Below are 23,423 nucleotides of genomic sequence, written 5' to 3'. Positions count from 1 at the left end.
GGTTCAGCGCGCGGCGCGTTCGAGGATGGCGGCGAGTCCCTCACGGATGCGGCAGTTGCGGAACGCGAAGGCGTCGGCGAGCAGCTCCGCTTCGTCGGGCCCCACCCCCTCGAAAGCGCGCGCGAAGTCGTCGACCATGGCCTCGGCGAGCATGACGTGACGGACGTGCCCGTGGATCCACCGGCGCGCACCCCACGGGTACGGCTGGAAATCGGGGAACTCGTTCTCGAAGAGACGCTCGATCGGCTCGAGGATGTCTCGGATGCCGGCATCCGTCGACCCCCACGAGTCGACGCCCAGTCGCGCCTTCTTCTCGAGCACCGGCGCGATGCGGCGCAGGTAGTCCGAGTCGGGATCGACCGTCACCACGCCCTGGAGCCCGATGTCCTTGTACGTCCACAGCGCCCAGCTCGCGTCGTACCTGTCGTAGATCTCGAGCTGGTCCTGCAGCAGCCGGTACCGCTGCTCGTCGCGCACCGGGTCACCCGTGTAGACGGGCCCGAACTCGCCGACCCAGATGGGCGTGCCCGTCTCGCGCATGTACGCGGTGCGCTGCAGGAAGGTCTCCTCGACGCGGTCGCGATCGACGTACTCGCCGCGCGAGACGCCGGGGTACGGGCCGCCGTCCACGAATCCGGGGAGGGCGTAGTCGTGCGCGGTGTAGACCGTGTTGGGCAGCGGGTCGCCGAGCTGGTCGAACTGCGTCGAGTACCGGTTGCCGTCGAGGAAGAGGATGTGGTCGGGGTCGACCGCCCGGATCGCCGACTCGAGCCGGCGGTAGAACGGCCCGATCGCGTCGCCGTGCGCATCTGCAGGCTCGTTCACGGGGTTGTAGCCGGCCACCCACGGATTGTCACGATAGTGCTCGGCGATGTGCTCCCACAGGTTGACGACGCGGTCCTGGAATTGGCGCTGCTCCCAGAAGTACGCCCACTGCGTCGGGTTGTCGCTGTGCCAGTGCTGGTTCTGGGCCCCCGGCACCGCGTGCAGGTCGAGGATCGTGTAGATGCCGTGCGCCGCACACGCGTCGACGACCCGATCCAGGAGCGCGAAGCCTTCCGCCTTGATGGCGAGCGGCTCGGCGTCGGACTCGAAGTGACGGTAGTTGAACGGGATGCGCAGCGAGTTCAGGCCCAGCGAGGCGAGGTACGCGGCATCCGCCTCGGTGAAGAACTCGCGCAGGAAGCGGTCGAAGAAGCGCTCGTATGCCTCGTCACCGAGCACGCGCCGCAGCGCGCGGCGCTGCTGGGACTCCGATCCGGCGTATCCCGTGATGAAGTTCTCCATGTTCATCCACCCGCCGAGGCCGAAGCCCCGGAGGATCACCGGTGTGTCGCCCGCCGCGATGCGGGTGCCGTCGACGCGGAGCACGCTCGGCTGCGTCATCCGCTCCTCCTCTCCGTCATCAGCCCAGGGTCAGCACCGTCCACGACACGGGAGGGAGCGTGACGGTCACGAGCCCGTCTCCCACCTGCGCGGACGCGTTCGGCTTCGGCACGACGCGGTCCTGCTGGTCGAGCGTGTTCGCGGCGTGGATGTCGTCGTCGAACAGCGACGTCGCCTCGGCGCTCCCGACCGCGCCGAGCGCGCGCGTGTCGATCTCGAGGGTCACCTCGTCAGTGAGGCTGCGGTTCACGGCGAAGATCGTCGTGCCGCCGTCGTCGTGCGTCGCGACCGCGTCGACGAGGGGCACCTCACCGTGGAGGGCGGTGTCGTACGTCGGACTGTCGAGCTTGAGCTCGAGCGCGGTCGCGCGCGCGAGCTTCGACGTGAGCGAGAACGGGTAGAACGTGGTCTGCCGCCACGCCGGCCCGCCCGGCTCGGTCATGATCGGAGCGATCACGTTGACGAGCTGCGCGAGGCTCGCGGCCGTGACGCGGTCGGCGTGGCGGATGAGCGAGATCAGCAGGCTTCCGAAGACGACCGCGTCGAGCACGGAGTAGGAGTCCTCGAGCAGGCGCGGCGCGACGGGCCACGTCTGCACATCCGTGATCCGCTCGACCTCCTGGTACCGCGACTGGTACCAGACGTTCCACTCGTCGAACGAGATGTTCATCGTCTTGTCGCTGCGCAGCACCGCCTTGACCGAGTCCGCCGTCGCGATGACGGCATCGATGAAGCGGTCCATGTTGACACCCGAGGCGAGGAAGCTCCCGTAGTCGTCGCCTTCCGGCTCGTAGTACGCGTGGCACGAGATGTAGTCGACGCAGTCGTAGGTCTTCTCGAGGACGATGCGCTCCCACTCGCCGAAGGTCTCCATGTGGGCGCTCGAGCTGCCGCACACGACGAGCTCGAGGTCGGGATCGATCTGGCGCATCGCCGCAGCCGTGGTCGCCGCGAGCTGCGCGTACGCCTCCGGGGTGCTGTGGCCGAGCTGCCAGGGGCCGTCCATCTCGTTGCCCAGGCACCACATGCGGATGTTGTGGGGCTCGGGTCGCCCGTTGGCGACGCGCTGGTCGGCCCAGTACGTGCCCGGCTTGAGGTTCGCGTACTCGAGCACGTCGAGCGCCTCGAGCACGCCGCGCGTGCCGAGGTTCACCGCGTACATGAGCTCGCTTCCGACGCTCTCGAGCCACGTCGCGAACTCGTCGAGCCCGATCTGGTTCGTCTCGGTCGAGTGCCACGCGAGGTCGAGGCGGCGCGGACGCTGATCGCGCGGTCCGATGCCGTCCTCCCAGCGGTAGCCCGAGACGAAGTTGCCGCCCGGGTAGCGGATCGTCGAGACGCCGAGCTCCTTGACGAGGTCGATGACGTCACGGCGGAAGCCGTTCTCATCGGCCGACGGATGCCCCGGCTCGTAGATGCCGTCGTACACGCACCGGCCCAGGTGCTCGACGAAGGATCCGAAGAGCCTGCGATTGATGCGACCGACCGTGAAGTGCGGATCGATGGTGAGGTGTGCGCGGATCATTCTTCTCTTCCCGAGCAGGAGCGGTGGCGGCGATCTTCCCGGCGGCGGGTCACTTGAGGCTCCCGATCGACAGGCCGCCGCGCCAGTACTTCTGGAGCGTCAGGAACGCGATGATCAGCGGGATCACCGAGACGAGCGAACCGAGGATGATGATGCTCCACAGCGTCTGCCCGCCTGCGGCACCGTACGTCGACGCGGTCGACTGCCACAGGCCGATGCCGACGGTCACGGGGAACAGACGGTTGTCGGAGAGCATCACGAGCGGCAGGAAGTAGTTGTTCCACGACGCGACGACCGACAGCAGGAGCACCGTCACGATCGCAGGGCGCAGCATCGGCAGCGCGACCTGGAAGAAGGTGCGGAACTCGCCCGCGCCGTCGACGCGCGCCGCATCCAGCAGCTCGTCCGGCACCGCGTCACGGGCGTACACGTGCATGAGGTACACGCCGAACGGGTTGAGCAGCGTCGGGAAGATGACCGCCCAGATCGTGTTCGTCCACCCCATCTGCGCGAAGAGCACGAACGTCGGGATCACGAGGGCGGTGGTCGGCACCATGACCGCGCCGAGCAGGATCGCGAACGAGGCGCGCCGGCCGAAGAACCGGTACTTCGCGAAGCCGTACCCCGCGAGGACCGCGAGGGCCGTCGCGCCGACTCCGCCGACGATCGCGTACAGCGCGGAGTTCCCGAGCCAGCGCGCGTAGATGCCGCCGCTGTAGGTGAAGAGGTCGACGATGTTGCCGATGTAGTTGATGTCGTCGCTGAACCACAGTGCGCTGTCACCGCCGAACAGGCCCGACGCGGTCTTCGAGCTGTTGACGATCAGCCACCAGAACGGAACGAGGAAGTACACCATCAGCACGCCGAGCACGATGCTCAGCGGGATGCGTCCGGGGGTTCGAGGAGTCTTTCGCCGCTCGACGGCGCCTGGTTCGGCGGCGGGTGCGCCGGTGAGCTCCGTGGGAGTGATGGTCATGACAGGAAGCTCCCTCGCTTGCGAGTGGCGAACAGGAAGATGTAGACGCACACGAACACGACGGCACCGAGTGCGAACGAGATCGCCGCGCCGTAGTTCTGGTTCGCCAGGGAGAAGGCCTGCTGGTACGCGTACATGTTCGGCGTGAAGTCGTCGGGGATCGCGCCCGCGGCGAGTTGCTGCAGGATCTTCGGCTCATTGAAGAACTGCAGGGTCCCGATGAGCGCGAACACGAGGATGAGGAGCAGCGCCGGCGTGAGGAGCGGGATCTTGATGCGCAGAACGATCTGCCACTGCGACGCACCGTCGATGCGAGCCGCCTCGTACAGCGTCGGGTCGATGCCCTGCAGAGCGGCGTACAGGATGATCATGTAGTAGCCGGCCCACTGCCAGGTCACGATGTTGAGCAGACCCCAGAAGATCAGGCTGCGACTCAGGAAATCAGGGGCTTGAGCTCCGAAAATTCCGAAGAGCTCCGCGAGCGGACCGAAGTTGTCGCTGTACAGGAACCCCCACATGAGGGCGCCGATGACAGTCGGGATCGCGTACGGCATGAAGATCATGAGCCGCGAGAACCGCGCGAACCGCGTGATCAGGATGTCGAGGATCAGCGCGATCGCGAGCGAGACCGCCATCTGGAGCGGGATGAGGACGAGCGAGAAGCTGATGACGAACCACACGCCGTCGAGGAACGACGGGTCGGTGAAGGCCTTCGCATAGTTGCCGAAGAGGACGAATCGCGTGCCGCCGATGAGCGACTTCTGGAAGAGGCTCAAGTAGAGCGCGAAGCCGATCGGCAGCACGAGCAGGGCGAGGAAGATGATCCCGAACGGTCCGACGAAGAGCCACCCGAACAGGTTCTGTCTGGCGGTGGTGGAGCGGCGATGCCCCTTCTTCGTCATCGGGCTTGCTGTTGAGGCGGTCATGATTTCTCCGGGTATGAGGGATGACCGAGGGCCGGTCCGCGTGCACGGACCGGCCCTCCGTGACGTGACGCGTCAGTTGACGGTGAACCCTTGCTCCTCCGCGTACGACACCACGTCCTCCTGGAGTGCGTCGGCTGCTTCGGAACCGGTGATCTGTCCGTCGTTGATCGCGGCGATCTGCTTCGTCAACGCGGAGTAGTAGTACTGCCCGAGCGGCGTGTACGTCATGCCCTTGTACGCGTTGGCCGCGGGCACGTACACCTCCTTGTTCGCCTGCTGGCCGCTGAAGAAGGGCACCTCGTAGTTGAGGAACTCATCGGAGTCCAGCACGTTCACGTTGAGCGGGAAGATGATCTGGTTCTGCCACCCGTCATCGAGCGACGCCTGGTCGGCGTACACGCCGAACGCGACCTTGGCTGCGAGCTCAGGGTTGCTCGCCTGGCTCGAGACCGAGAAGGCCGAGCCGCCCCAGTTGATCGCGATGGGGTTGTTCGGATCCCACTGCGGCATCGGCGCGGTCGCCCAGACGCCCGCATCCGCGCCTTCACCGACGCCGGCACCCTGGAGGTAGCCGGGCGCCCATGCGGCGGACAGGTACGTCGCGTAGTTCCCGTTGATCACACCCGCGATGTACTCGGGGGTGAACTGGTCCTCCGTGCCGACGAGGTCCTTCTCGACGAGGCCGCTCCAGTACTCGAGCACCTCCTTGATCTCGGGGCTGTTCAGGTTGATCCCGATCTCGCCCTCGTTCGCGGGGTCGTACTCGAACGGCTCCGCGCCGTTCCCGTAGAAGAGCGCCGTCACGTACGCCGGCTGGTTCGCGGCGAAGCTCGCGAACCACGGACCGCCCGCGTCCTTCACCTTCTGCGCCGTGGCCTCGAACTCCTCCCACGTGGTGGGCGGCGTGATGCCGTACTCCTCGAAGATGTCGGTGCGGTAGATCATGCCCATCGGGCCACCGTCGATCGGAGCGCCGTAGATGCCGTCGCCGACCGACACGTCCTTCCAGGCGCCTTCGCTGAAGTTGTCCTTCACGTCCTCGTAGCCGAGGTCCTTCAGGTCGACCAGGGCGCCCTGAGCCTGGAAGGTCGCGATGCGGTCGGCCTCGACCATCATGACGTCGGGTGCGCCGCTGCCGGCCGAGATCGCCGTCTGGAACTTGTCGTATGCCTCACCGCCGGCGCCGACGTTGGTCCAGCAGACCTGGACGTCGTCGTTCGCCTCGTTGAAGTTGTCGACCACGAGCTCGGAGTTCGGGTACCACGCCCAGAGCGTGACCACCGGGGCATCCGGGTTCTTGATCTCGTTCTCGCAGTTCGATGCGGAGTCGCCTCCGCCTCCGCCGTTGTTGTCACCGCCGCCGCCACCGCCGGAGCAGGCGACGAGCGCGCCCGCGAAAGCGAGCGCCGTGACCACAGCAAAAACACGCCTTGTCTTCACTGGAGTTCCTTTCGGTTGCTGGACTTCTTCGTCGGTGCGTGACCGTGGGAGGAGTACTCCGAGCCGCCGGGTGGACGTCTCGATTTCCGACTGGTCTACAACGTTGTAGAGCAACGTTGTAGATACCATGGCACCGGCGCTCCACGCTGTCAAGAGGCCGTCGCAAATTTCCCGCTGCGGCCCGAAACTCTCAGTAGTCGACGGGGGCCGGCCCGAGTCGACGCAGAAGCGCGGACAGCGCCGCATAGGCGTCGTCGCGGTACGCCGCGAGCTCCGGAGCCTTCTCGGCGGAGGTCGCGAGGAACCCGCGACCGGACTTGACTCCCTTGTCGCCGCGCTCCACCTTCTCGCGGAGGACCTCGGGCTCGGCGAAGCGATCCGGGTACGCGGCGCTCAGCGAGCGATAGCAGAACTCGTACACGTCGAGACCCGCGATGTCGGCGATCGCGAACGGGCCGAAGAACGGCAGCCGGAACCCGAACGTCGTGCGCACGATGAGGTCGATCGCCTCGGGCGTCGCGACGCCCTCCTCCACCAGGCGGGCTGCCTCGCCGAACAGCGCGTACTGCAGCCGGTTGAGGACGAACCCGGTCACGTCCTTGATGGGCACCCCGACCTTGCCGCACTCGGCGAGGAGGTCGACGACGCGGGTGACCGCATCGGGATCGGTGCCGGCGTGCGGTATCACCTCGACGCCGGGCACGAACGTCGCCGGGTTGCTGAAGTGGACGCCGAGGAACCGCTCGGGACGCTCGACCGCCTCGGCGAGGGCGGATATCGAGATGGTCGACGTGTTGCTGCCGATGAGTGTGTCGGGGCGGCATCCGGCGCTGATGCGTCGCAGCGTCTCGTGCTTGAGCTCGAGGATCTCCGGGACCGCCTCCTCGACGAAGTCGACGTCGGCCACGGCTTCCTCGAGCGAGGCGGCGGCCGTCAGTCGCGTGGCGATGCGCTCCTCGGCGTCGGCGGGGAAGATCCCGCGCTCGGCGTACTCACCCGCCTCACGGATGAGGCGCTCGCGATTGGTCGCCGCGAGCTCTGCGCTCGCGTCGGCGAGGACGACGTCCCGACCGGCGAGCGCGAGGACCTGCGCGATCCCGCCGCCCATGTATCCCGAGCCCACGACCGCCGCCCTGCGGATCACTGTGCTTCTCCTTCGTAGCGCTCGATGAGACTGACCTTGGCGGCCGACGCGGAAGCGGGGTCGAATCGGTGCTCGAGCCACTCGCCCACGAGCTTCTTCGCGAGCTCGAGCCCGATCACGCGTGCGCCGAGCGTGAGGACCTGAGCGTTGTTGCTCTTGACCGAGCGCTCGACCGAGTAGCTGTCGTGGGCCGTGACGGCACGGATGCCGCGCACCTTGTTCGCCGCGATGGCGACGCCCAGCCCCGTGCCGCACACGAGCAGCGCGCGGTCGGCCTCACCCCGCGCGACGATGGTCGCCGCGCTCACGGCGACGTTCGGATAGGGCGTGGTCTCGGTGCTCGAGACGCCGACGTCCACGACGTCGTCCACGCGCGGGTCCGCCTCGAGCAGCTCGCGGAGGGCCTCCTTGTACGCGAAGCCGGCGTCATCCGCGCCGACGACGATCTTCCATCCCATGGGTCACTCCGCTTCTTCGGGATCCTCGGATGCCGCCGCCGCGGCCAGCGCCTCGGCGATGAGCGCGAACGACGTCGCTCCGGGATCGGGGTGTCCGATGCTCCGCTCGGCGAGCGGTCTCGCGCGCCCGCGGCGGGGCGTCATCGGCGCGGTCGCCTCCGCGGCGGTGCGGGAGGCGGCGGCGGCATCCGTCAGCGCCGACCGCAGGTCCGCACCCGCTCGCACGCGCTCGGTCAGGGTGTCGGCGTACGGCGCGACCGCGTCGAGCATGGTCTTGTCGCCGAGGTCCGCGCCGCCGAGCTCGGCGATCCGCGCGCGGGCGGCGGTGACGGCATCCGCGACATCGCTCGCCGTGAACGCGTCGGGAGAGCCGAGCGACGAGCCGAGCTGCGCGAGCGCGGCGCCCCACAGCGCGCCGGACGTACCTCCGGCGACCTCCGACCACGCGTCGCCGGCGGCTTGGAGCAGCTCACGCACGCCTGTCGCGTCGTCGGCTCCGGCGGATGCCTCCACCGCCGCCGTGAGGCCGCGCAGCATCCCGATGCCGTGGTCGCCGTCACCGGCGACCGCGTCGAGCTCGCCGAGCTGGTCGACGTGGGCGGCGACCGTGTCGCGGGCCGCGCGGAGCAGTCGGCGGGCGACCTGCGCGGCCGCGCGCGACGCGGGAGTCGCCTCGACCGCGGCGGCCCGGGCCGCGTCTGCTGCTGCCACCTGCTCGATCGTCCGCTGCGCGCCGGATCGGGTCGCGACATGACCCTTGCGGAACGCCGGTGATGACGCCGGCGCCTTCCACAGCTCCTCGAGCTCGTCGTCGAGCCACATGATCGTGAGCGAGACTCCGGCCATGTCGAGGCTCGTGACGAACTCGCCGCACTCGGGATCGACGACCTCGATGCCCTGAGCCTCGAGATGGTCGACCACGTAGCCGAAGAGCACGTACAGCTCCTCGTACTTGACTGAGCCCAGACCGTTGAGGATCACGGCTGCGCGTCGCGCTTCGGCCGGGCGTTCGGCCAGGAGCGGGGCGGCGAGGGTCACCGCGAGCTCGGGTGCCGACTGGAGGGGCACATCGCGCACGCCGGGCTCGCCGTGGATGCCGAGGCCGATCGACATCTGCCCCTCGGGCACCTCGAACAGCGGGTGGTCGGCACCGGGAAGCGTGCAGCCCGCGAACGCCACGCCGTGGCTGCGCGTGCGGCTGTTCGCCAGCGTTGCGAGCCGTTCGACCTCCTCGATCGAGTCGCCCCGCTCGGCCGCGGCACCGGCCACGTGGAACACGCATACGATGCCCGCGATGCCGCGACGTTCATCGAGCCCCTCGGGCGGAGCGCTGGCGACGTCGTCGGTGATGAGCACGGTCCGTGCGTCGACGCCTTCGGCGCGCAGTCGCCGCTCGGCCTCGCCGAGGTGGAGGATGTCGCCGGCGTAGCGCCCGTACGTGAAGAGGATGCCTCCGCCCGCGTCGGCCGCGTGGGCGACGCGCATCGCCTGGGCCGTCGACGGGGAGGTGAAGATGTTCCCGCAGATCGCGCCTGCCGCGAGCCCCGGTCCGACGTATCCGGCGAATGCGGGATAGTGCCCGGAGCCGCCGCCGATGAGCACGGCGACCTTGCCCCGATCGAGCGGATCCGCCCGCACGACTCCCCCGTCGACGAGGGCGACCTCGTCACGGTGTGCGCGCGCGAACCCGCGGAGGGCGTCGGCGACGAAGGCATCCGGGTCGGCGAAGATTCGGGTCATGCGGTCACCTCTGCTGCGTGCGACTGGCGGACTCGGCTCCGGCCGAGGGTGTACTCGCGGCGCGGAAGAACCCGTTGGCGCAGGTAGTCGCGATTCGTCGCGCTCACCGACAGCCCGTCGCCGCCGTAGTGCTCGACGCAGATGACGCCCTGGAAGCCGCTGCGGAGCGCGATCTTCACGGCGGTGCGGTAGTCGATGAGGCCGAGCTCGAGCGACGTCGGCACGGTCGAGTAGAGCCCGGCCGCGGGATCCTCGTCGCGCGTGTAGTTCTTGACGTGCCAGAAGTTCGCGTACGGCATGGTCGCTTCGACGATCGCCCGCCAGTCCTCGACGGCCTGGTGCAGGCGGATCAGGTTGCCGATGTCGGGGTTGAGACCGACGACGTCGAGTCCGATGTCCTCCACGAGGTGCACGGCCGACGCCGCGGTGCCGAGGAACGTGTGCTCGTACAGCTCGAGCGACAGCAGGAGACCGACTTCGCCGGCGTGACGCCCGAGCTCGCGGAAACGCGTCACGGCGAGCTGCCACGCGCTCTCGTCGAGGAGCGGATCGCGATGGCCTTCGACCGTCCAGAACCAGAGCGCTTCGCGCTGACGCGGTGTCAGCGCGCGATGCAGGCCCACCGACACGACCGAGACTCCGAGCTCCGCGGCGACGTCGATCGTGCGGTGCGCGTACGCGAGGTGCTCGTCGCCGTGCCGCTCGTCGATCACGCTGCGACGGATGGCGGACAGCGATGCGGCGCGGAGGCCCGACGAGGCGAGGCATTCCCGGAGCGCGGTCAGGCCGTGCTGGTCGAGGTCTCCGTAGCGGACCCACGAGTCCGTGAGGTCGACGTCGGTGAAGCCGGCATCGCTCACTTCAGTCAGATCCTCGAGCCAGCGATCGACCCCGGCCGACGACGGGCCCTCCGCGCTCGGATGGGCATCGCCCAGAGAAAGCATCGCAGCGGCGATCGGCCAGTCGGTCGCGCTCAGCATGGTCCGTCCTCCCTGACGTTCACCACCGCGGGCTACACTACTTTACAACGTTGCATTTCTCACGTTGAAAATCATGGGAGGCACCGAGGGTCCGGGCGTCCGCGAGGAGGCCCGGAGCGCAGTAGATTGGTTCGGAAGTCAGACGGGGGAGCATCGATGGGACCGACGATGCACGACGTCGCACGGGTGGCCGGCGTCTCTATCAAGACGGTGTCGAACGTCATCAACCACTACCCGCACGTGCGCCCGGGCACCCGTGACCGCGTGAACGCGGCCATCGAACAGCTCGACTACCGACCGAACCTCTCCGCGCGCGGCCTCCGCTCCGGCCGTACCGGCGTGATCGGACTCGCGGTCCCCTCGCTTCGCGAGAACTACTTCGCCGAGCTCGCCGACGCGGTGATCCGCGCCGCCGAGAAGCGGGGCCTCGGCGTGATGGTCGAACAGACCAGCGGCAGCCGCGACGCCGAGCTGCTCGCCGTGTCGTCCAGCCGCCCGCGCTTCCTCGACGGGCTCCTCTTCAGCCCGGTGAGCCTCGGGCAGGGCGACGCCGAGGCGCTCGTGACGGATGCGCCGCTCGTTCTGCTCGGCGAGCGCATCTTCGACGGCCCGACCGACCACGTCACGATGCACAACATGTCGTCGGCGCAGGCCGCCGTCGAGCACCTCATCGAGATCGGCCGCCGCCGCATCGCGATCATCGGCGCCGAGCTCGACGGAGACGACGAGGCGAGCTCGGCGAGCCTGCGCCTGAAGGGCTACCTGCGCGCGCTCGAGCAGGCCGGCATCGAACTCGACCCGACCCTCGTGCGACCGACGTCGATGTCGCAGTGGAACCGCGCAGGAGGCGCCGCCGCGACCCATCGCCTGGTCGCAGAGGGCGTCGACTTCGACGCCGTCTTCGCGCTCAACGACACGCTGGGACTCGGTGTGCTGCGCGCCCTCGTCGAAGAGAAGGTGCGCGTCCCCGACGACGTGGCCGTGATCGGTTTCGACAACATCGACGAAGGCAAGTACTCGATCCCCTCGATGTCGACCGTCGACACGGGGCGCGATGAGATCGCCCGCATCGCCGTCGACCGGCTCATCGAGCGCATCAACGAGAAGGGCGATCGGCGTCCGCCCGAGACGATCAAGCCCGACTTCCGCATCGTGCGTCGGGAGTCGACGGGGTTCGTCAGCACCGAGTGATGCGCGAGGGCGGCAACCAGCGGCCTCAGTGCTCGTCGCCCGGCGCCGCTTCCGCCTGGATGCGCTCGATGTACTCCGCGATGGTCGGCATGAGCATGAGGCGCTCACGGTAGAACGTGTTCACGAGATTCACGACGAGCGCCTGGGCGGCAGCGACCTCCGCAGACCGCGCCTCGCCGCTCTTCTGCCCCTCGAGGGTGCGGCGAAGGCGCAGCATCGCCGCGACGAGCTCCGATTCGGCATCTCCCTCGAGCGTCTCCACGATCTGCAGCACGAGGGCGTCGGCCTGGTCCTGAACCTGCTCGATCGGAATCGACGACCCCTCCTGCGTCGCGTTGTCGAGCGTGCGGATGAGCGACCACACCTGATACAGCGTCGTCGCGGGCTCGTCGAACAGCTCGCGCACGAACGCCGCGTCCATGTGGCGCCCCGACAGCCGGAACACGTTGTACATGCGCTTCGCGGCCTTGCCGTAGTTCAGGTCGTACGTGAGGTACTTGCGCACCTCGCCCTCGAGCGCCGCGACGTACTCGTCGAGCGCATCGGCGCTGACGAACTGCGCCACCTTCGCGAAGGTGGGAACGGATGCCGCGTCGAGGTAGATCTCCTGGAAGTACGCGTCCAGGTAGCCGTCGAGCGCGACGATGCTTCCGTCCGGCGCCTCCCACGTGACGTCGATGACGTTGCTCGCGTTCGAGAGCCCGCCGCGCTCCGGGTCGGTGACGACCCAGTCGAGCTTGCACCAGCCGGGATCGAGGGCGACCTCCTCCCATCGCAGCTCGAGGGGCTCGGCATCCGCGCGCTCGACGACCTGCACGCCGGCCTCGACCTCGGCGAACGTCCACGAGACCGGGCTGCCCCTGCGAACGGGCGCGCCGCGTACCGTGCCCTCGACCTGATGCGTGCCGAACTTGGCCTCGAGGAACTGGAAGGACGGCCCCTGATGGCGCTCGACCACGTGCTCGCGGAGCAGTCGCGCCATGATCGCGCACGCCTCTTCGCGCGTGTCCGCCTTGATGTTGAGGCGCTGGAAGTAGTCGGCATCGCCCGGGTAGGTCTGGATCTTCGACTGCGCCGCCGAGCCCGACAGCGCGAGCGCGCTCTCGGCGCCTTCGCCCCTCACCTCGACGATCTCGCCGATGCGGCGGAAGCGCGCGATGTCCTTCGGGCTGAAGTCGAGCATCGTCGGACGGTAGCCGTACGTGCCGCTGTCAAGGTCGACTTCGAGCGCGTTGTCCGTCGCATCCGCGGCGATCGCCGCGAGCCACCGGATGCTCTCCTCCTCGTCCATCTCGACGCCGAGGCGCCTCGCGGACTCGATGATCCTCTGCAGCTCGGCGGTGTGGTCCACGACGGCCATGGCGTGCTCCTCTGACGGCGGCGTCACTCGGATCCGCGGCGCGCGGTCCCCCGCATCCGCCGAAACATCTCGGCTTGATCGCGCGCGTCCCCAAGGGCATTGTGCGACAGATCACGCCCGTCCAGGTAGAGCGGCGACAGCACGCGCATGCTCGTGTCGGCCCACGAGCTGCCCGCCAGGCCCATGTAGTACGCCTTGATGTCGAGCGCCGAGTGCCCGAACGGGTTGCGCCCGAGGTGCCGGCGGAAGTACGTGTCGACGAACATCCAGTCGAACGGCGCGTTGAACGCGGTGAACACGGGCGTGCGCCCCGGGGGCGTCGCATCTGCGATCCATTCGTCGAACCGGCGCATCGCCTCGGCCGGCTCGACGCCCTCGACGCTCAGTCGCTCGATCGACAGACCACTCACGGCGATCGCCTCGGCGTCGACCGCTTCCGACACCGGCTTCAGCTCGACGTAGAACGCCATGTCAGGGTCGTCGACGACGCAGGCGCCGATCGACAGCAGGGAGTACTCTTCCGGGTTCGGGCCCGCCGTCTCGACGTCGATGCTGATGAAGGTCTCGGGGCGGGCGATGTGCACAGGGTCATCCTGCCGCACGATGGCAGGATCGGCCGCCCCGCCACCCGCCGGGATCAGGACATCTGGCGGGAGCAGGAGCACTCGACGGGGAGTGTCCTGCTCCCGCCAGATGTCCTGATCCGGCAGGCAAGAGTGGAGCTCAAATGACCGACTCCGACCAGGGGTCGGGGTTGCCGAAGCGGTGCGCGGTGATCGTGATGGATTGCTCGCGCAGGAACGGAAGCAGCTCGATCCGCCCGGCCGTCGTCACCTCGTTGTCGTAGACCGCGACATCGGGATCGCCGCCCGTCGCCTCCGCGAGGGCCCGGTGAAGAGCCGAGACGGATGCGGCGGAGCCGACCAGCCGGACGCGGGGCGGCCGCTCGGGCCGGGTGCCGGGTTGCAGCGCATCCGCTCCCTCGACCTGATCCGCGCCCGACGCACCGGATACCCGCTCGATCCACTGCTCGTCCGTCTCGACGTACACCGCGACGCCCTGCTCACTGAGCGCGCGGCGCACCGCGGGCGGGAAGCCCGCCGGAGCACTCACTGTGAGCGGCGTGCCGGCGCGGACGCCCGCGAGCGCGACGCGCAGAGTGTGGTGCCACGGGGCATCCGCCGTCGCCCGCACCGCGAGGCCCGGAACGGGTCGATACCGGAACAGGTTCCGCTCGATGCCGAGGCGCGAGACGTCCTTCACCTGGCCGAACTCCCGGTCCCACGCGAGGGCGTCCGACAGCGCGGCGCGGCGCACCCACTCGAACTCCTCGAACCCGAGCGAGGGCTGCGCCGACTCGATGACCTCGGCGATGCGGGTGTCGAGCCCGCGCAAGTGGAGGGTCTTCGACACGGTCGCGCCCGCCGACGCGCGCCACTTCCCGAGCCCGATGAGGTAGTTCGGCCCACCGGCCTTCGCACCCGCGCCGACCGACGAGCGCTTCCACCCGCCGAACGGCTGCCGCTGCACGATGGCGCCCGTGATGCCGCGGTTGACGTAGAGATTTCCCGCTTCGACGCGCTCGAGCCAGAACGCGAGCTCGTGCGGGTCCTGCGTGTAGAGGCCCGCCGTGAGCCCGTACGAGACGGCGTTCTGCAGCTGGATCGCGTGCGACAGCGACTGAGCGTGCATGATGCCGAGCACCGGCCCGAAGAACTCCTCCATGTGGAAGCGCGAACCGGGCTGCACGCCGGTGCGGATGCCCGGCGTCCACAGTCTCCCGGCGTACTCCGGCAGTTGATCCGGTCCTTGAGCCCGGTGAAGCGTCGGCTCGATGAGCCACTTCTCGCCTTCGTCGAGCGTTGTGAGCGCCCACTCGAGCTTGCCGTGCGGCTGCTCGATGACAGGGCCCATCTCCGACAGCGGGTCGGTCGGAGGGCCGATGCGAAGAGAGGTCGCCGAGTCGTACAGCTGGCGGGCGAAGCGCTTCGAGTGGCCGACGGGCCCGATGAGGATCGCGAGCGACGCGGCCGAGCACTTCTGGCCCGCGTGCCCGAACGCGCTCTTGACGAGATCGGATGCCGCGAGGTCGAGGTCGGCCGACGGGGTGATGATCATCGCGTTCTTGCCGCTCGTCTCGGCGAGCAGCCGCAGGTCGGGGCGCCACGAGCGGAAGAGCGCCGCGGTCTCCCAGGAGCCCGTGAGGATGACGCGGTCGACGTCCGGATGCGACACGAGCTTCTGGCCGAGCGCCCCTTCGTCGATGTCGGCCAGGGCGAGCACGTCGCGCGGGACGCCGGCCTCCCACAGCGCCTCGGCGACGACCGCTGCGCAGCGACGCGCCTGCGGTGCGGGCTTGAACACGACGCCGGAGCCCGCCGCGAGCGCGGCGAGCACGCCGCCTGCGGGGATCGCGATCGGGAAGTTCCACGGCGGCGTCACGACTGTGAGGCGCGACGGCATGAACACGGCGCCGCTCACGCGGTCGAGCTCGCGGGCGGTCGCGGCGTAGTAGTTCGCGAAGTCGACGGCCTCGCTCACCTCGACGTCGGCCTCGGCGAGCACCTTGCCCGTCTCGGACGCGGCCACCTCGATGAGCTCCGCCCGACGCGCTTCGAGCGCGCGACCCGCGGCCTGCAGCACGGCCGACCGCTCGGCGGCGGGCAGAGCGCCCCACGCCGCGGCGGCTTCCCGCACGCGCGCGACGACGCCCTCGAGCGCGTCGGCGTCTTCGATGCGCGCGGCCTGGATCGTCGCGTCGCCGGCGGTCGAGTACTCGACGCGACCGAGGATCGAGCGACTCCACGAGCGGTTCGCCGCGAGCGCGGGATCGGTGTCGGCCGCGTTCTCGAAGCCGGGGGCGCCGGATGCGGGCACCTCGGTCTCGCGCGAGGAGTACACCGCCGTCTCGACGAACGACTCTCCGCCGAACAGCTGCGATCCGCGGTCGGGCTCCATGGGCGCGGTGTCGCCCGGTTCGCCCGGCCGCGCGATGTCGAGCACCGCCTTCGTGAGGCCGGCGTCGTCGGCCGGTCGGCGCACACGCGCGCGAAGACCCGGAGCCGCCGGGGCGGCATCCGTCGGAGCGGTGCGGTCCTGCGTGCGGTTCGGCCCGGTCGGCAGCGTGGGATCCGCTGCGCGCTGGATCGACGCGAGGAACCGGTCGCGTTCGCGCGCGAACATCGACGGATCGTCGGCGAGATCGAACGCGGCGGAGAGGAAGTTCTCGCTCGACGCGTTCTCCTCGAGGCGGCGCACGAGGTAGCTGATCGCGACGTCGAACTCGTCGGGACGCACGACGGGCACATAAAGAAGCACGTGGCCCACCTCGCGCGAGACCGCGGCCACCTGGCCCTGCGCCATGCCGAGGAGCATCTCGAACTCGACGTGCGGGCGGACGCCGCGTCGACCCGCGAGCAGCCACGCGTAGGCGATGTCGAAGAGGTTGTGGCCTGCGACCCCGATGCGCACGGCGGCCGTGTTCTCGGCGCGCAGCGCGAAGTCGAGGCACCGGATGTAGTTCGCGTCCGAGTCGAGCTTGCTGCCGTAGGTCGCGAGCGGCCACCCGTGCATGATGGCGTCGACGCGCTCCATCGCGAGGTTCGCACCCTTGACGAGCCGGATCTTGACGCGCGAGCCTCCGTTCGCGACACGCTGCTGCGCCCACGCGGTGAGCTCGGTCAGAGCGGGCAGCGCGTCGGGGAGGTAGGCCTGCAGCACGATGCCGGCCTCCAGGCCGCGCAGACGCGGGTCTTCGAGGATGCGCGTGAACACCGCGATCGTGAGATCGAGGTCGCGGTACTCCTCCATGTCGAGATTGATGAAGGTGCCGTCGGTCGCCGCGGTGAGGTACAGCGGCATGAGGCGCTCGACGACCTTGTCGACCACCTCGTCGAACGCCCACATCGAGATGTGGCTCGCGATCGCCGAGACCTTCACCGACACGTAGTCCACATCGCGGCGCCGGATGAGCTCGTGGATGCCGTCGAGCCGTCGCAGCGCCTCCTGCTCGCCCAGCACCGCCTCACCGAGGAGGTTGAGGTTGAGCCTCGCACCGGATTCGCGGATCTTCGCGATCGCGGGGCCGAGCTTCTCGGGCCGTGCGTCCACGACGAGGTGTCCGACCATCCGGCGCAGGACGCGGCGTGCGATCGGGACGGTAGGCCACGGGAGCACGGGAGCCACGACGCCGCCGGTGCGCACCGCGGCCCTCAGGTACCACGGCAGGAAGCGCGGCGCGAGCGGGGCCACCCGCTGCAGATTCGACGCCGCCGCCAACAGGCTCTCGGGCCGCATCACGCCGTCGACGAAGCCGATCGTGAAGGGCAGTCCGTTGGGGTCTTTGAGTACGCCGGCGAGTCGCTCGGCTGAGGGGTCCACGTCGACCTGGGCGCTTTCGGCGATCCACCTCTGCGCCAGTCCCACGGCCCGCGAGGCGAGATCGTCGCCCGGCGCCGCAAGGTCGGTGTCCCCCTGGATGGGGTTGGTCACCATGCGTCAAGCCTACGACGCCCACCGCGGGTGGATTCCCGCCTGTGGACGCCGTAGGAGCGGGCCCCCGAGTGCGCGAGGAGGCCCGCCGTCCTCACGTGCGGTCGGTGCGCGGGCGACGGAGGTCCTCGTCCGTCATCGCGGCCGCATCGGCGTCCGTCTGCGCGGGCTGCTCGCCCTCGAGGTCGGTGCGCCGGTCGCTCGCAGACGTCTCGCCCGAGTACGTCTCGCCGGGATACGTCTCGCCCGTCGAGGCCGCGGGAGTGGTGGTCGCGGGCGCCGCGTAGCCGGCCGCCGTCGGCGCTGCACCCGCGTCGTCCGCGTCCGTGCGGCGGATCGCGTCGGCATCCGCACGGCGCGTGTCGTCGGCATCGGTCCGGGTCGCCCCGGCGTCCGCGGTACGGCGTCCGTCGTCGCCCACGAACGGGTCGACGTCGTCGGCCTTGCGCAGCGTCTCCTCGTGCTCGGCGCGGGCCTTCGCGGCATCCGCCTGCAGGTCGTCGATCGACCCCATGCGGCGTTCCGCCTCGACGGATGCCTCGGCCGCACGCGCCTGCGCCTGCTGGGCCGCCGCGGCGGCAGCGGCCGCGTCGGCCCGTGTGCGGGTCACTTCGGCTTCGCGCTCACGGGCTGCGAGCTCCTTCTCGCGGGCCTCCGCGCGCAGCTTCTCCGCTTTCTCGTGCTGGGCCCGCTCTCGGGCTTCGCGGCGTCCGCGCGCCGTCACCGCGATGACGACGGCGACGACGATGATGACCACGACGATCGCGACGATGATCCAGATGAGGGTGGTCGTGTCCACGGCTCACTCCTTCCGTTGGCGCCGCGGGTAACCGGCGCTCCGCATCAACCGAACCGGAGTGCGCCGCACGCGACAACGCCCTTGCGCCGGGCGCGGCGGTCCGCTAGCGCGGAGTCATGCCCACACGCTCGGCGCGGGCGCCTTCGTCGACGGAAGGGCCGCCGAAGCCGCCCATTCACGGACCCAGGGCTCGAGCTCGGGGAGGTTGTCGGGCCGGTGCAGAGCCTCGAAGAGCTCCTCTAGCGGGATGACCCCTCCCCCGCGGCGCAGGAACCGGGCGCGCACGACCATCTGCGCGTAGACCTCTCCGTCGACCACCGCGCGGTGCATCATGTACGTCGCCTTGTCGTCGTGCCCGATGAGGCGGGACTCGACCGTGAACGCCTGCCACAGCTCGAGCGACTTGCGGAAGGTGATCGTCTCGCTCGCGACCACGGCGTACCAGCGCTTCTCCTTGAGGAGGTCCCACAGGCCTGTGCGGATCATGAGGTCGAAGCGTCCGAGATCGAAGAGCGACGCGTAACGCCCGTTGTTCATGTGGCCGAGCAGGTCGAGGTCGGTGGGCAGCGTGTGAAGACGCACGCGCCCGACGGAGTCGGGGGCGACGGGGCCGTTCCGGCGCAGCATCCGCCGCGCGCGCCAGATCGTGAGGAGGGTGCGCCAGATCACATTCACGGGGAGCGATCGTAGTGATCGATGTGTCTTTCGACGACTCGGTTGTCGCTCTCCGACAGAAATGCCCGGCTTTCCTGTGCTCTGACGCCGTCGGGAACCGCCGATTTCACTCCGCGCGAGCCCGCGCGTAGAGTCTGGCCATGAACGCCGAACTGCAGACTGACATCGTCGTCCGCCCTGTGCGCGACGTCGACGCCGAGGCCCTCGGCCGCGTGCACGCCACCTGCTGGCACGAGACCTACGACCACCTCATCAGCAAGGCCGCGCTCGAGCGCATCTCGCCGAAGCGCCTCGCCGAACTGTGGACCCACTGGGCCGTACAGGGCCCCGAGTTCACCATGTGCGCCGCCCTCGTCGACGGCGAGATCGTCGGCTTCGCCGGCTCGGGCCCCGCCCGCGACAAGGACGCGCCGCGCAACCGCGAGCTGTACTTCATCTACCTGCTCGATGCGTGGCACGGCACCGGCATCGGCCAGAAGCTGTTCGACTCGGTCGTGCGCGAGGGCGAGCCGCTCTACCTGTGGGTCGCCGAAGACAATCCCCGCGCCCACCGCTTCTACACCCGCAACGGGTTCACGCTCGACGGCGCCTCACACACCGAGCCCTTCCTCGGTGAGACGCTGACCGAGGTGCGGTTCGTCCGCTGAGCGCCTGACGTGCTGCAGGTGTGGGCACTGCCGGGCATCCCCGAGGTGACGCCCGGCACCGACCTCGTCGACGTGATCGCGGATGCCGCGGGCGACACCGTCGAAGACGGCGACATCCTCGTCGTGACGTCGAAGATCGTGTCGAAGGCCGAGGGCCGCATCGTGACGGCCGACGACCGCGAGGATGCGATCACGGCCGAGACGGTGCGCGTCGTCGCCACGCGAACGTCCGAGACCGGACACGTGACCCGCATCGTGCAGAACCGCCTCGGCATCGTGTCGGCCGCCGCCGGCGTCGACGCGTCGAACACGGCTCACGGCACCGTGCTGCTGCTGCCGGAGGATCCGGATGCGTCGGCCCGCGCCCTCGCGGCGGGCCTCCGAACGCGCCTCGGCGTGCGCGTCGGGGTCATCGTGTCCGACACGCTCGGCCGCGCATGGCGCGACGGCCAGATCGACCACGCGATCGGCGCAGGCGGGGTCCGCGTGTTCGAGGATCTGCGGGGCGGGACGGATGCCGAGGGCCGCCCCCTCATCGTCACGATGCCGTGCGTCGCCGACGAGCTCGCCGCCGCAGCAGACCTGGTGAAGGGCAAGGCCTCCCGACTGCCGGTCGCCGTCGTGCGCGGCCGTGCCGACCTCGTGGGCGACCTCGATCTGCCCGGCGCCCGTTCGATCGTGCGGTCGCTCGACCGCGACATGTTCCGCCTCGGCACCGACGAGGCGTACGCAGAGGGGTTCGCAGCCGGCCGAGCGGCCGCGAACCCCTCCTCGCCCGCTCAGCGCGAGCGCAGCGTGACCTGACCGGCCGACACCTCCACGTGGATCGTGCTGGACGCGCTCGGGTCCGACCCGATGCGGTTGTCGAAGCCGCCGGCCGAGACGTCCGACGTCACCACGTAGTCCCCCTCGGGCACGGAGAGGTCGAGGGATCCGGCGCTCAGGTCGACCGCGATCTCATCGGGCTGTGAACCCGTGAGGGCCGCGTCGAGGGAGCCCGCGTTGACGGTGAGCGTCGCCGTCGCGACATCCGCGAGCTCGAGATCGGCGCGACCCGCGTTCATGTCGGCCGTCAACGACTCGGCCGAGCCCGAGATGTCGGCGCGGCCCGCGTTCATCGTGAGGTCGAGCTCGGCGAACTCGCCGTCGACGTCGAGGGTCCCTGCCGAGAACGTGATGTCGGCGTCGAGGCCCTCGAGCGACTGGGGCAGGCGCAGCACGGCGTCGCCGGGGCCGCCGAACCAGCCGCCGAAGATCCACCACGGCCCCCACATGCGGGGAGAGCCCACGACAAGGCTTCCGCCCTCGCGCTCGAGCACCCAGCGGTCGGCGCCCCACGAGCTCGTGACCTCGAGCTCGGCCTCGCGCACCGATCCGAACTCCACGCGCAGCGATCCGGCCGCCGCGTCGATGTCGAGGCGATCGACGCCCGCGACCTCGACGGAGCGGTTCGTCGTGTGCACGGATGCCGACACGATCGTGCCGACGACCGCCGAGACGATCGCACCGACGATCACGAGGCTTCCGAACACGATCGCGAGGATCGTTACCACGCGGGCGGCGCTCGACGGCGGGCGCTGCGGCGAGCCGCCGGGCGGCGTCTGACCCGGTACGGGGGGCGGACCCGCGGGGGTCGCGGGCGGGGGCGGGTTCAGCGTCGTGCTCATCGGTTCGTTCCCATCTGCGGCGTCGTGCCGCCTGGCGTCGCGGGTCGGGACCCGCCGTGTTCGAGGTGGGCGAGCGCTGCGAGCACCCGCCGGTTGCCGGACTCGTCCGGCTCGAGACCGAGCTTCTGGAAGACCGCGGTGATGTGCTTCTCGACGCTTCCCTCGGTGACATGCAGCGTCTTCGCGATCGCCTGGTTCGACCGGCCCTCGGCGATCAGGGCGAGAACGGATGCCTCACGGTCGGTGAGGCGCTGCATCCGCTCGTCCTTCCTGCGCCTGTTGAGAAGCTGCGCGACCACCTCTGGGTCGAGCACGGTCGCGCCGCCGGCGATGCGGTCGATCGCCTCGAGGAAGTCGGAGACGTCGGCGACGCGGTCCTTGAGGAGGTAGCCGAGCGCACCGTCGCTCGACGCGATGAGGTCGGACGCGTAGCGCTCCTCGACGTACTGCGACAGCACGAGCACAGCGAGCCGCGGGAGCCGTGCGCGCAGCGCGATCGCCGCGCGCACGCCCTCGTCGGTCCACGTGGGCGGGAGCCGCACATCGATGATCGTGAGGTCGGGGTTCGTCTCGTCGACGGTCTCGTCGAGGTGGGTGGCGTCGGCGACGGCGGCGACCACGTCGTGACCCGCGTCTTCGAGGACGCGCACGAGACCTTCGCGCAGGAGGGCGGAGTCCTCGCAGATCAGGATGCGCACGGGATGCTCACCTCCACGCTCGTCGGCCCGCCGACCGGGCTGTCGATTCGGGCTTCGCCGCGAGCGGCGACCACGCGGTTGACGATGCCGTCGAGACCGCCGCCGGGCATGACACGGGCACCGCCCACGCCGTTGTCCTCGACGCGGGCCCACAGCGTGCGCCCTGCTTCGGGGGTCGCGCCGTCGCGCAGCCGCACGACGACGCGCACCTCGGTGCCGCGGGAGTGCTTCGTCGCGTTCGTGAGCGCCTCGGCGATCGCGAAGTACGCGGCGGCCTCGGCGTCGCGGCTGCAGCGCCCGTCCAGTCGCACGTCGAGGTGCACGGGGATGACGGACCGCGCCGCCAGGGCGGAGAGCGCCGCGTCGAGACCGCGGTCGTCGAGCACGGCGGTGTGGATGCCGCGCGCGAGCTGGCGCAGCTCGGTGATGGCGGCCTTCGTCGAGGTGTGCGCCTCCGAGATGAGCTCCTTCGCAGCATCCGGGTCGCTGTCGATCTTCTGCTGCGCGAGGCCCAGGGTCATGCCGACCGAGACGAGCCGCGGCTGGACGCCGTCGTGCAGGTCGCGCTCGATGCGCGTGCGCTCGACGTCGGCGGCGCGGACGGCCCCCGCGTGCTGGACGCTCGATGTGCGCGCTGCCTCGGCGAGCTGGGCCTCTCGTGAGGGGACGACGATCGCACGGGCGATCACCCCATGCAGGAGCGCCAGGCCGACGATCGCGGCGAGAGCGACGATGGCGGAGAGGATGCCGATCGGCACCGCCCACGCGATCGGCACGTCGATCGCGGTGCGGGCGAGCCGCACGGCGCTCGCGTCGGCGAACAGGGGCGAGAACGCGAGCACGACGCCCGAGGCGAAGACGCCCACGAGGAACAGCACGATCCAGCCGAGGATCGTCGAGATGGCGAAGTTCGCGATCGCGCGCCACGTCGTCGGGTCGATGATCTGCAGCCCGATCGTGCGCATGAACCCGGCGAACCCGGGGCGGCCGCTCGTGCGCGGCCGGCCGACGGGGAGTCCGAAGCCGTAGAGCCCGTCGACGCGGGCGGTCTCGAGCCAGCCGACTGCGAAGAGCGCGTACACGAGGCCGAGGAAGAAGATGAGCCCGATGCCGAGCACCGGCAGCAGGCCGATGCTCAGTCCGAGCAGGGCGAAGAGCACCGCGAACAGCGCAGGGCCGATGACGCCGAGGGCCGCGAGCTGTGCGATCGCACCCGCGACGCGCGCCGGCGACGAGACGCGGCGAAGAGTGTCAGGACGTTCGGAGGACATACCCCCACGGTAGGGGCGGGCGTCGCGCCGCGCGCCAGAGGCATCCGGA

20 protein-coding genes are annotated in these 23,423 nt (G+C 69.8%); 3 read left to right on the top strand and 17 right to left on the bottom strand.

The features are described from left to right. Positions 1-3: 3 nt before the first annotated feature. The 9 genes from VFF97_RS14225 to VFF97_RS14185 form a co-directional block, all read right to left on the bottom strand. Complete coding sequence (locus tag VFF97_RS14225) at positions 4-1,386, bottom strand: glycoside hydrolase family 5 protein (protein WP_325034153.1); 1,383 nt, start codon at positions 1,384-1,386, stop codon at positions 4-6. Between the two features lie 19 nt (positions 1,387-1,405). After that, on the bottom strand, positions 1,406-2,911 hold the full coding sequence (locus VFF97_RS14220) for an alpha-N-arabinofuranosidase (RefSeq protein ID WP_325034152.1): 1,506 nt from the start codon (positions 2,909-2,911) through the stop codon (positions 1,406-1,408). A gap of 49 nt (positions 2,912-2,960) precedes the next feature. After that, a complete protein-coding gene (locus tag VFF97_RS14215; RefSeq protein ID WP_325034151.1) occupies positions 2,961-3,887 on the bottom strand; it encodes a carbohydrate ABC transporter permease in 927 nt (308 codons plus the stop codon). Next, on the bottom strand, positions 3,884-4,789 hold the full coding sequence (locus VFF97_RS14210; protein WP_325034150.1) for a sugar ABC transporter permease: 906 nt from the start codon (positions 4,787-4,789) through the stop codon (positions 3,884-3,886). The genes VFF97_RS14215 and VFF97_RS14210 overlap by 4 nt, the downstream gene beginning before the upstream one ends. A gap of 96 nt (positions 4,790-4,885) precedes the next feature. Further along, positions 4,886-6,253: an ABC transporter substrate-binding protein gene (locus VFF97_RS14205; protein WP_325034149.1), complete on the bottom strand. Its 1,368-nt coding sequence runs from the start codon at positions 6,251-6,253 to the stop codon at positions 4,886-4,888. A gap of 190 nt (positions 6,254-6,443) precedes the next feature. Next, positions 6,444-7,394, bottom strand: a complete 951-nt coding sequence (locus tag VFF97_RS14200; RefSeq protein WP_325034160.1) for a 3-hydroxyacyl-CoA dehydrogenase family protein — start codon at positions 7,392-7,394, stop codon at positions 6,444-6,446. Then, the gene (locus VFF97_RS14195) at positions 7,394-7,855 is read right to left on the bottom strand and encodes a ribose-5-phosphate isomerase (RefSeq protein ID WP_325034148.1); all 462 of its coding nucleotides are present in this window, start codon (positions 7,853-7,855) and stop codon (positions 7,394-7,396) included. Before VFF97_RS14195 ends, VFF97_RS14200 begins: the two co-directional genes overlap by 1 nt. 3 nt (positions 7,856-7,858) lie before the next feature. Continuing rightward, positions 7,859-9,595 carry a dihydroxyacetone kinase family protein gene (locus VFF97_RS14190; protein ID WP_325034147.1) on the bottom strand — a complete coding sequence of 579 codons (1,737 nt, stop codon included), beginning with the start codon at positions 9,593-9,595 and terminating at the stop codon, positions 7,859-7,861. Further along, positions 9,592-10,575, bottom strand: a complete 984-nt coding sequence (locus VFF97_RS14185; protein WP_325034146.1) for a sugar phosphate isomerase/epimerase family protein — start codon at positions 10,573-10,575, stop codon at positions 9,592-9,594. Before VFF97_RS14185 ends, VFF97_RS14190 begins: the two co-directional genes overlap by 4 nt. Before the next feature lie 156 nt (positions 10,576-10,731). Between VFF97_RS14185 and VFF97_RS14180 the strand changes: the two genes are divergently transcribed. Further along, the gene (locus VFF97_RS14180) at positions 10,732-11,766 is read left to right on the top strand and encodes a LacI family DNA-binding transcriptional regulator (RefSeq protein ID WP_325034145.1); all 1,035 of its coding nucleotides are present in this window, start codon (positions 10,732-10,734) and stop codon (positions 11,764-11,766) included. Positions 11,767-11,791: 25 nt separating this feature from the next. Here VFF97_RS14180 and VFF97_RS14175 read toward each other — a convergent pair whose 3' ends face one another. From VFF97_RS14175 to VFF97_RS14155, 5 genes are all read right to left on the bottom strand, one after another. Next, a complete protein-coding gene (locus VFF97_RS14175; protein ID WP_325034144.1) occupies positions 11,792-13,126 on the bottom strand; it encodes a hypothetical protein in 1,335 nt (444 codons plus the stop codon). Between the two features lie 23 nt (positions 13,127-13,149). Next, a complete protein-coding gene (locus VFF97_RS14170) occupies positions 13,150-13,728 on the bottom strand; it encodes a 3'-5' exonuclease (RefSeq protein ID WP_325034143.1) in 579 nt (192 codons plus the stop codon). 121 nt (positions 13,729-13,849) lie between these two features. Beyond that, positions 13,850-17,620 carry a bifunctional proline dehydrogenase/L-glutamate gamma-semialdehyde dehydrogenase gene (locus VFF97_RS14165; RefSeq protein WP_325034142.1) on the bottom strand — a complete coding sequence of 1,257 codons (3,771 nt, stop codon included), beginning with the start codon at positions 17,618-17,620 and terminating at the stop codon, positions 13,850-13,852. A 91-nt stretch (positions 17,621-17,711) separates the two neighbouring features. Further along, positions 17,712-18,416: a hypothetical protein gene (locus tag VFF97_RS14160; RefSeq protein ID WP_325034141.1), complete on the bottom strand. Its 705-nt coding sequence runs from the start codon at positions 18,414-18,416 to the stop codon at positions 17,712-17,714. 114 nt (positions 18,417-18,530) lie between these two features. After that, the gene (locus VFF97_RS14155) at positions 18,531-19,091 is read right to left on the bottom strand and encodes a thioesterase family protein (protein ID WP_325034140.1); all 561 of its coding nucleotides are present in this window, start codon (positions 19,089-19,091) and stop codon (positions 18,531-18,533) included. Between the two features lie 140 nt (positions 19,092-19,231). On the opposite strand from VFF97_RS14155, the gene VFF97_RS14150 reads away from it, so the two are divergent. Further along, positions 19,232-19,738 carry a GNAT family N-acetyltransferase gene (locus VFF97_RS14150; protein ID WP_325034139.1) on the top strand — a complete coding sequence of 169 codons (507 nt, stop codon included), beginning with the start codon at positions 19,232-19,234 and terminating at the stop codon, positions 19,736-19,738. 9 nt (positions 19,739-19,747) lie between these two features. Continuing rightward, positions 19,748-20,542 (top strand): coenzyme F420-0:L-glutamate ligase, encoded by a 795-nt coding sequence (gene cofE / locus VFF97_RS14145; RefSeq protein ID WP_325034138.1) that lies wholly within the window; start codon positions 19,748-19,750, stop codon positions 20,540-20,542. On the opposite strand, the gene VFF97_RS14140 is transcribed toward cofE, so the two are convergent. Genes VFF97_RS14140 through VFF97_RS14130 form a run of 3 tightly spaced genes read right to left on the bottom strand, consistent with a single transcriptional unit; the run spans position 20,518 to position 23,374 of the window. Next, a complete protein-coding gene (locus VFF97_RS14140; protein WP_325034137.1) occupies positions 20,518-21,405 on the bottom strand; it encodes a DUF4097 family beta strand repeat-containing protein in 888 nt (295 codons plus the stop codon). The two genes, cofE and VFF97_RS14140, sit on opposite strands and share 25 nt — an antisense overlap. Next, positions 21,402-22,103, bottom strand: a complete 702-nt coding sequence (locus VFF97_RS14135; RefSeq protein ID WP_325034136.1) for a response regulator transcription factor — start codon at positions 22,101-22,103, stop codon at positions 21,402-21,404. The genes VFF97_RS14140 and VFF97_RS14135 overlap by 4 nt, the downstream gene beginning before the upstream one ends. Further along, positions 22,091-23,374: a sensor histidine kinase gene (locus VFF97_RS14130; protein ID WP_325034135.1), complete on the bottom strand. Its 1,284-nt coding sequence runs from the start codon at positions 23,372-23,374 to the stop codon at positions 22,091-22,093. Before VFF97_RS14130 ends, VFF97_RS14135 begins: the two co-directional genes overlap by 13 nt. Positions 23,375-23,423 lie beyond the last annotated feature (49 nt).

The sequence above is a fragment of the Microbacterium sp. genome, from assembly GCF_035687345.1.
Classification (GTDB): Bacteria; Actinomycetota; Actinomycetes; order Actinomycetales; family Microbacteriaceae; genus Microbacterium.
This window is presented reverse-complemented; position numbering and strand designations above follow the sequence as displayed.

Bases quoted from the DNA above. Each gene is read 5' to 3' on its own strand.
- VFF97_RS14130 (WP_325034135.1), bottom strand. From the start codon at position 23,374: ATGTCCTCCGAACGTCCTGACACTCTTCGCCGCGTCTCGTCGCCGGCG.
- VFF97_RS14225 (WP_325034153.1), bottom strand. From the start codon at position 1,386: ATGACGCAGCCGAGCGTGCTCCGCGTCGACGGCACCCGCATCGCGGCG.
- VFF97_RS14210 (WP_325034150.1), bottom strand. From the start codon at position 4,789: ATGACGAAGAAGGGGCATCGCCGCTCCACCACCGCCAGACAGAACCTG.
- VFF97_RS14215 (WP_325034151.1), bottom strand. From the start codon at position 3,887: ATGACCATCACTCCCACGGAGCTCACCGGCGCACCCGCCGCCGAACCA.
- VFF97_RS14180 (WP_325034145.1), top strand. From the start codon at position 10,732: ATGGGACCGACGATGCACGACGTCGCACGGGTGGCCGGCGTCTCTATC.
- VFF97_RS14140 (WP_325034137.1), bottom strand. From the start codon at position 21,405: ATGAGCACGACGCTGAACCCGCCCCCGCCCGCGACCCCCGCGGGTCCG.
- VFF97_RS14195 (WP_325034148.1), bottom strand. From the start codon at position 7,855: ATGGGATGGAAGATCGTCGTCGGCGCGGATGACGCCGGCTTCGCGTAC.
- VFF97_RS14175 (WP_325034144.1), bottom strand. From the start codon at position 13,126: ATGGCCGTCGTGGACCACACCGCCGAGCTGCAGAGGATCATCGAGTCC.
- VFF97_RS14165 (WP_325034142.1), bottom strand. From the start codon at position 17,620: ATGGTGACCAACCCCATCCAGGGGGACACCGACCTTGCGGCGCCGGGC.
- VFF97_RS14190 (WP_325034147.1), bottom strand. From the start codon at position 9,595: ATGACCCGAATCTTCGCCGACCCGGATGCCTTCGTCGCCGACGCCCTC.
- VFF97_RS14185 (WP_325034146.1), bottom strand. From the start codon at position 10,575: ATGCTGAGCGCGACCGACTGGCCGATCGCCGCTGCGATGCTTTCTCTG.
- VFF97_RS14220 (WP_325034152.1), bottom strand. From the start codon at position 2,911: ATGATCCGCGCACACCTCACCATCGATCCGCACTTCACGGTCGGTCGC.
- VFF97_RS14150 (WP_325034139.1), top strand. From the start codon at position 19,232: ATGAACGCCGAACTGCAGACTGACATCGTCGTCCGCCCTGTGCGCGAC.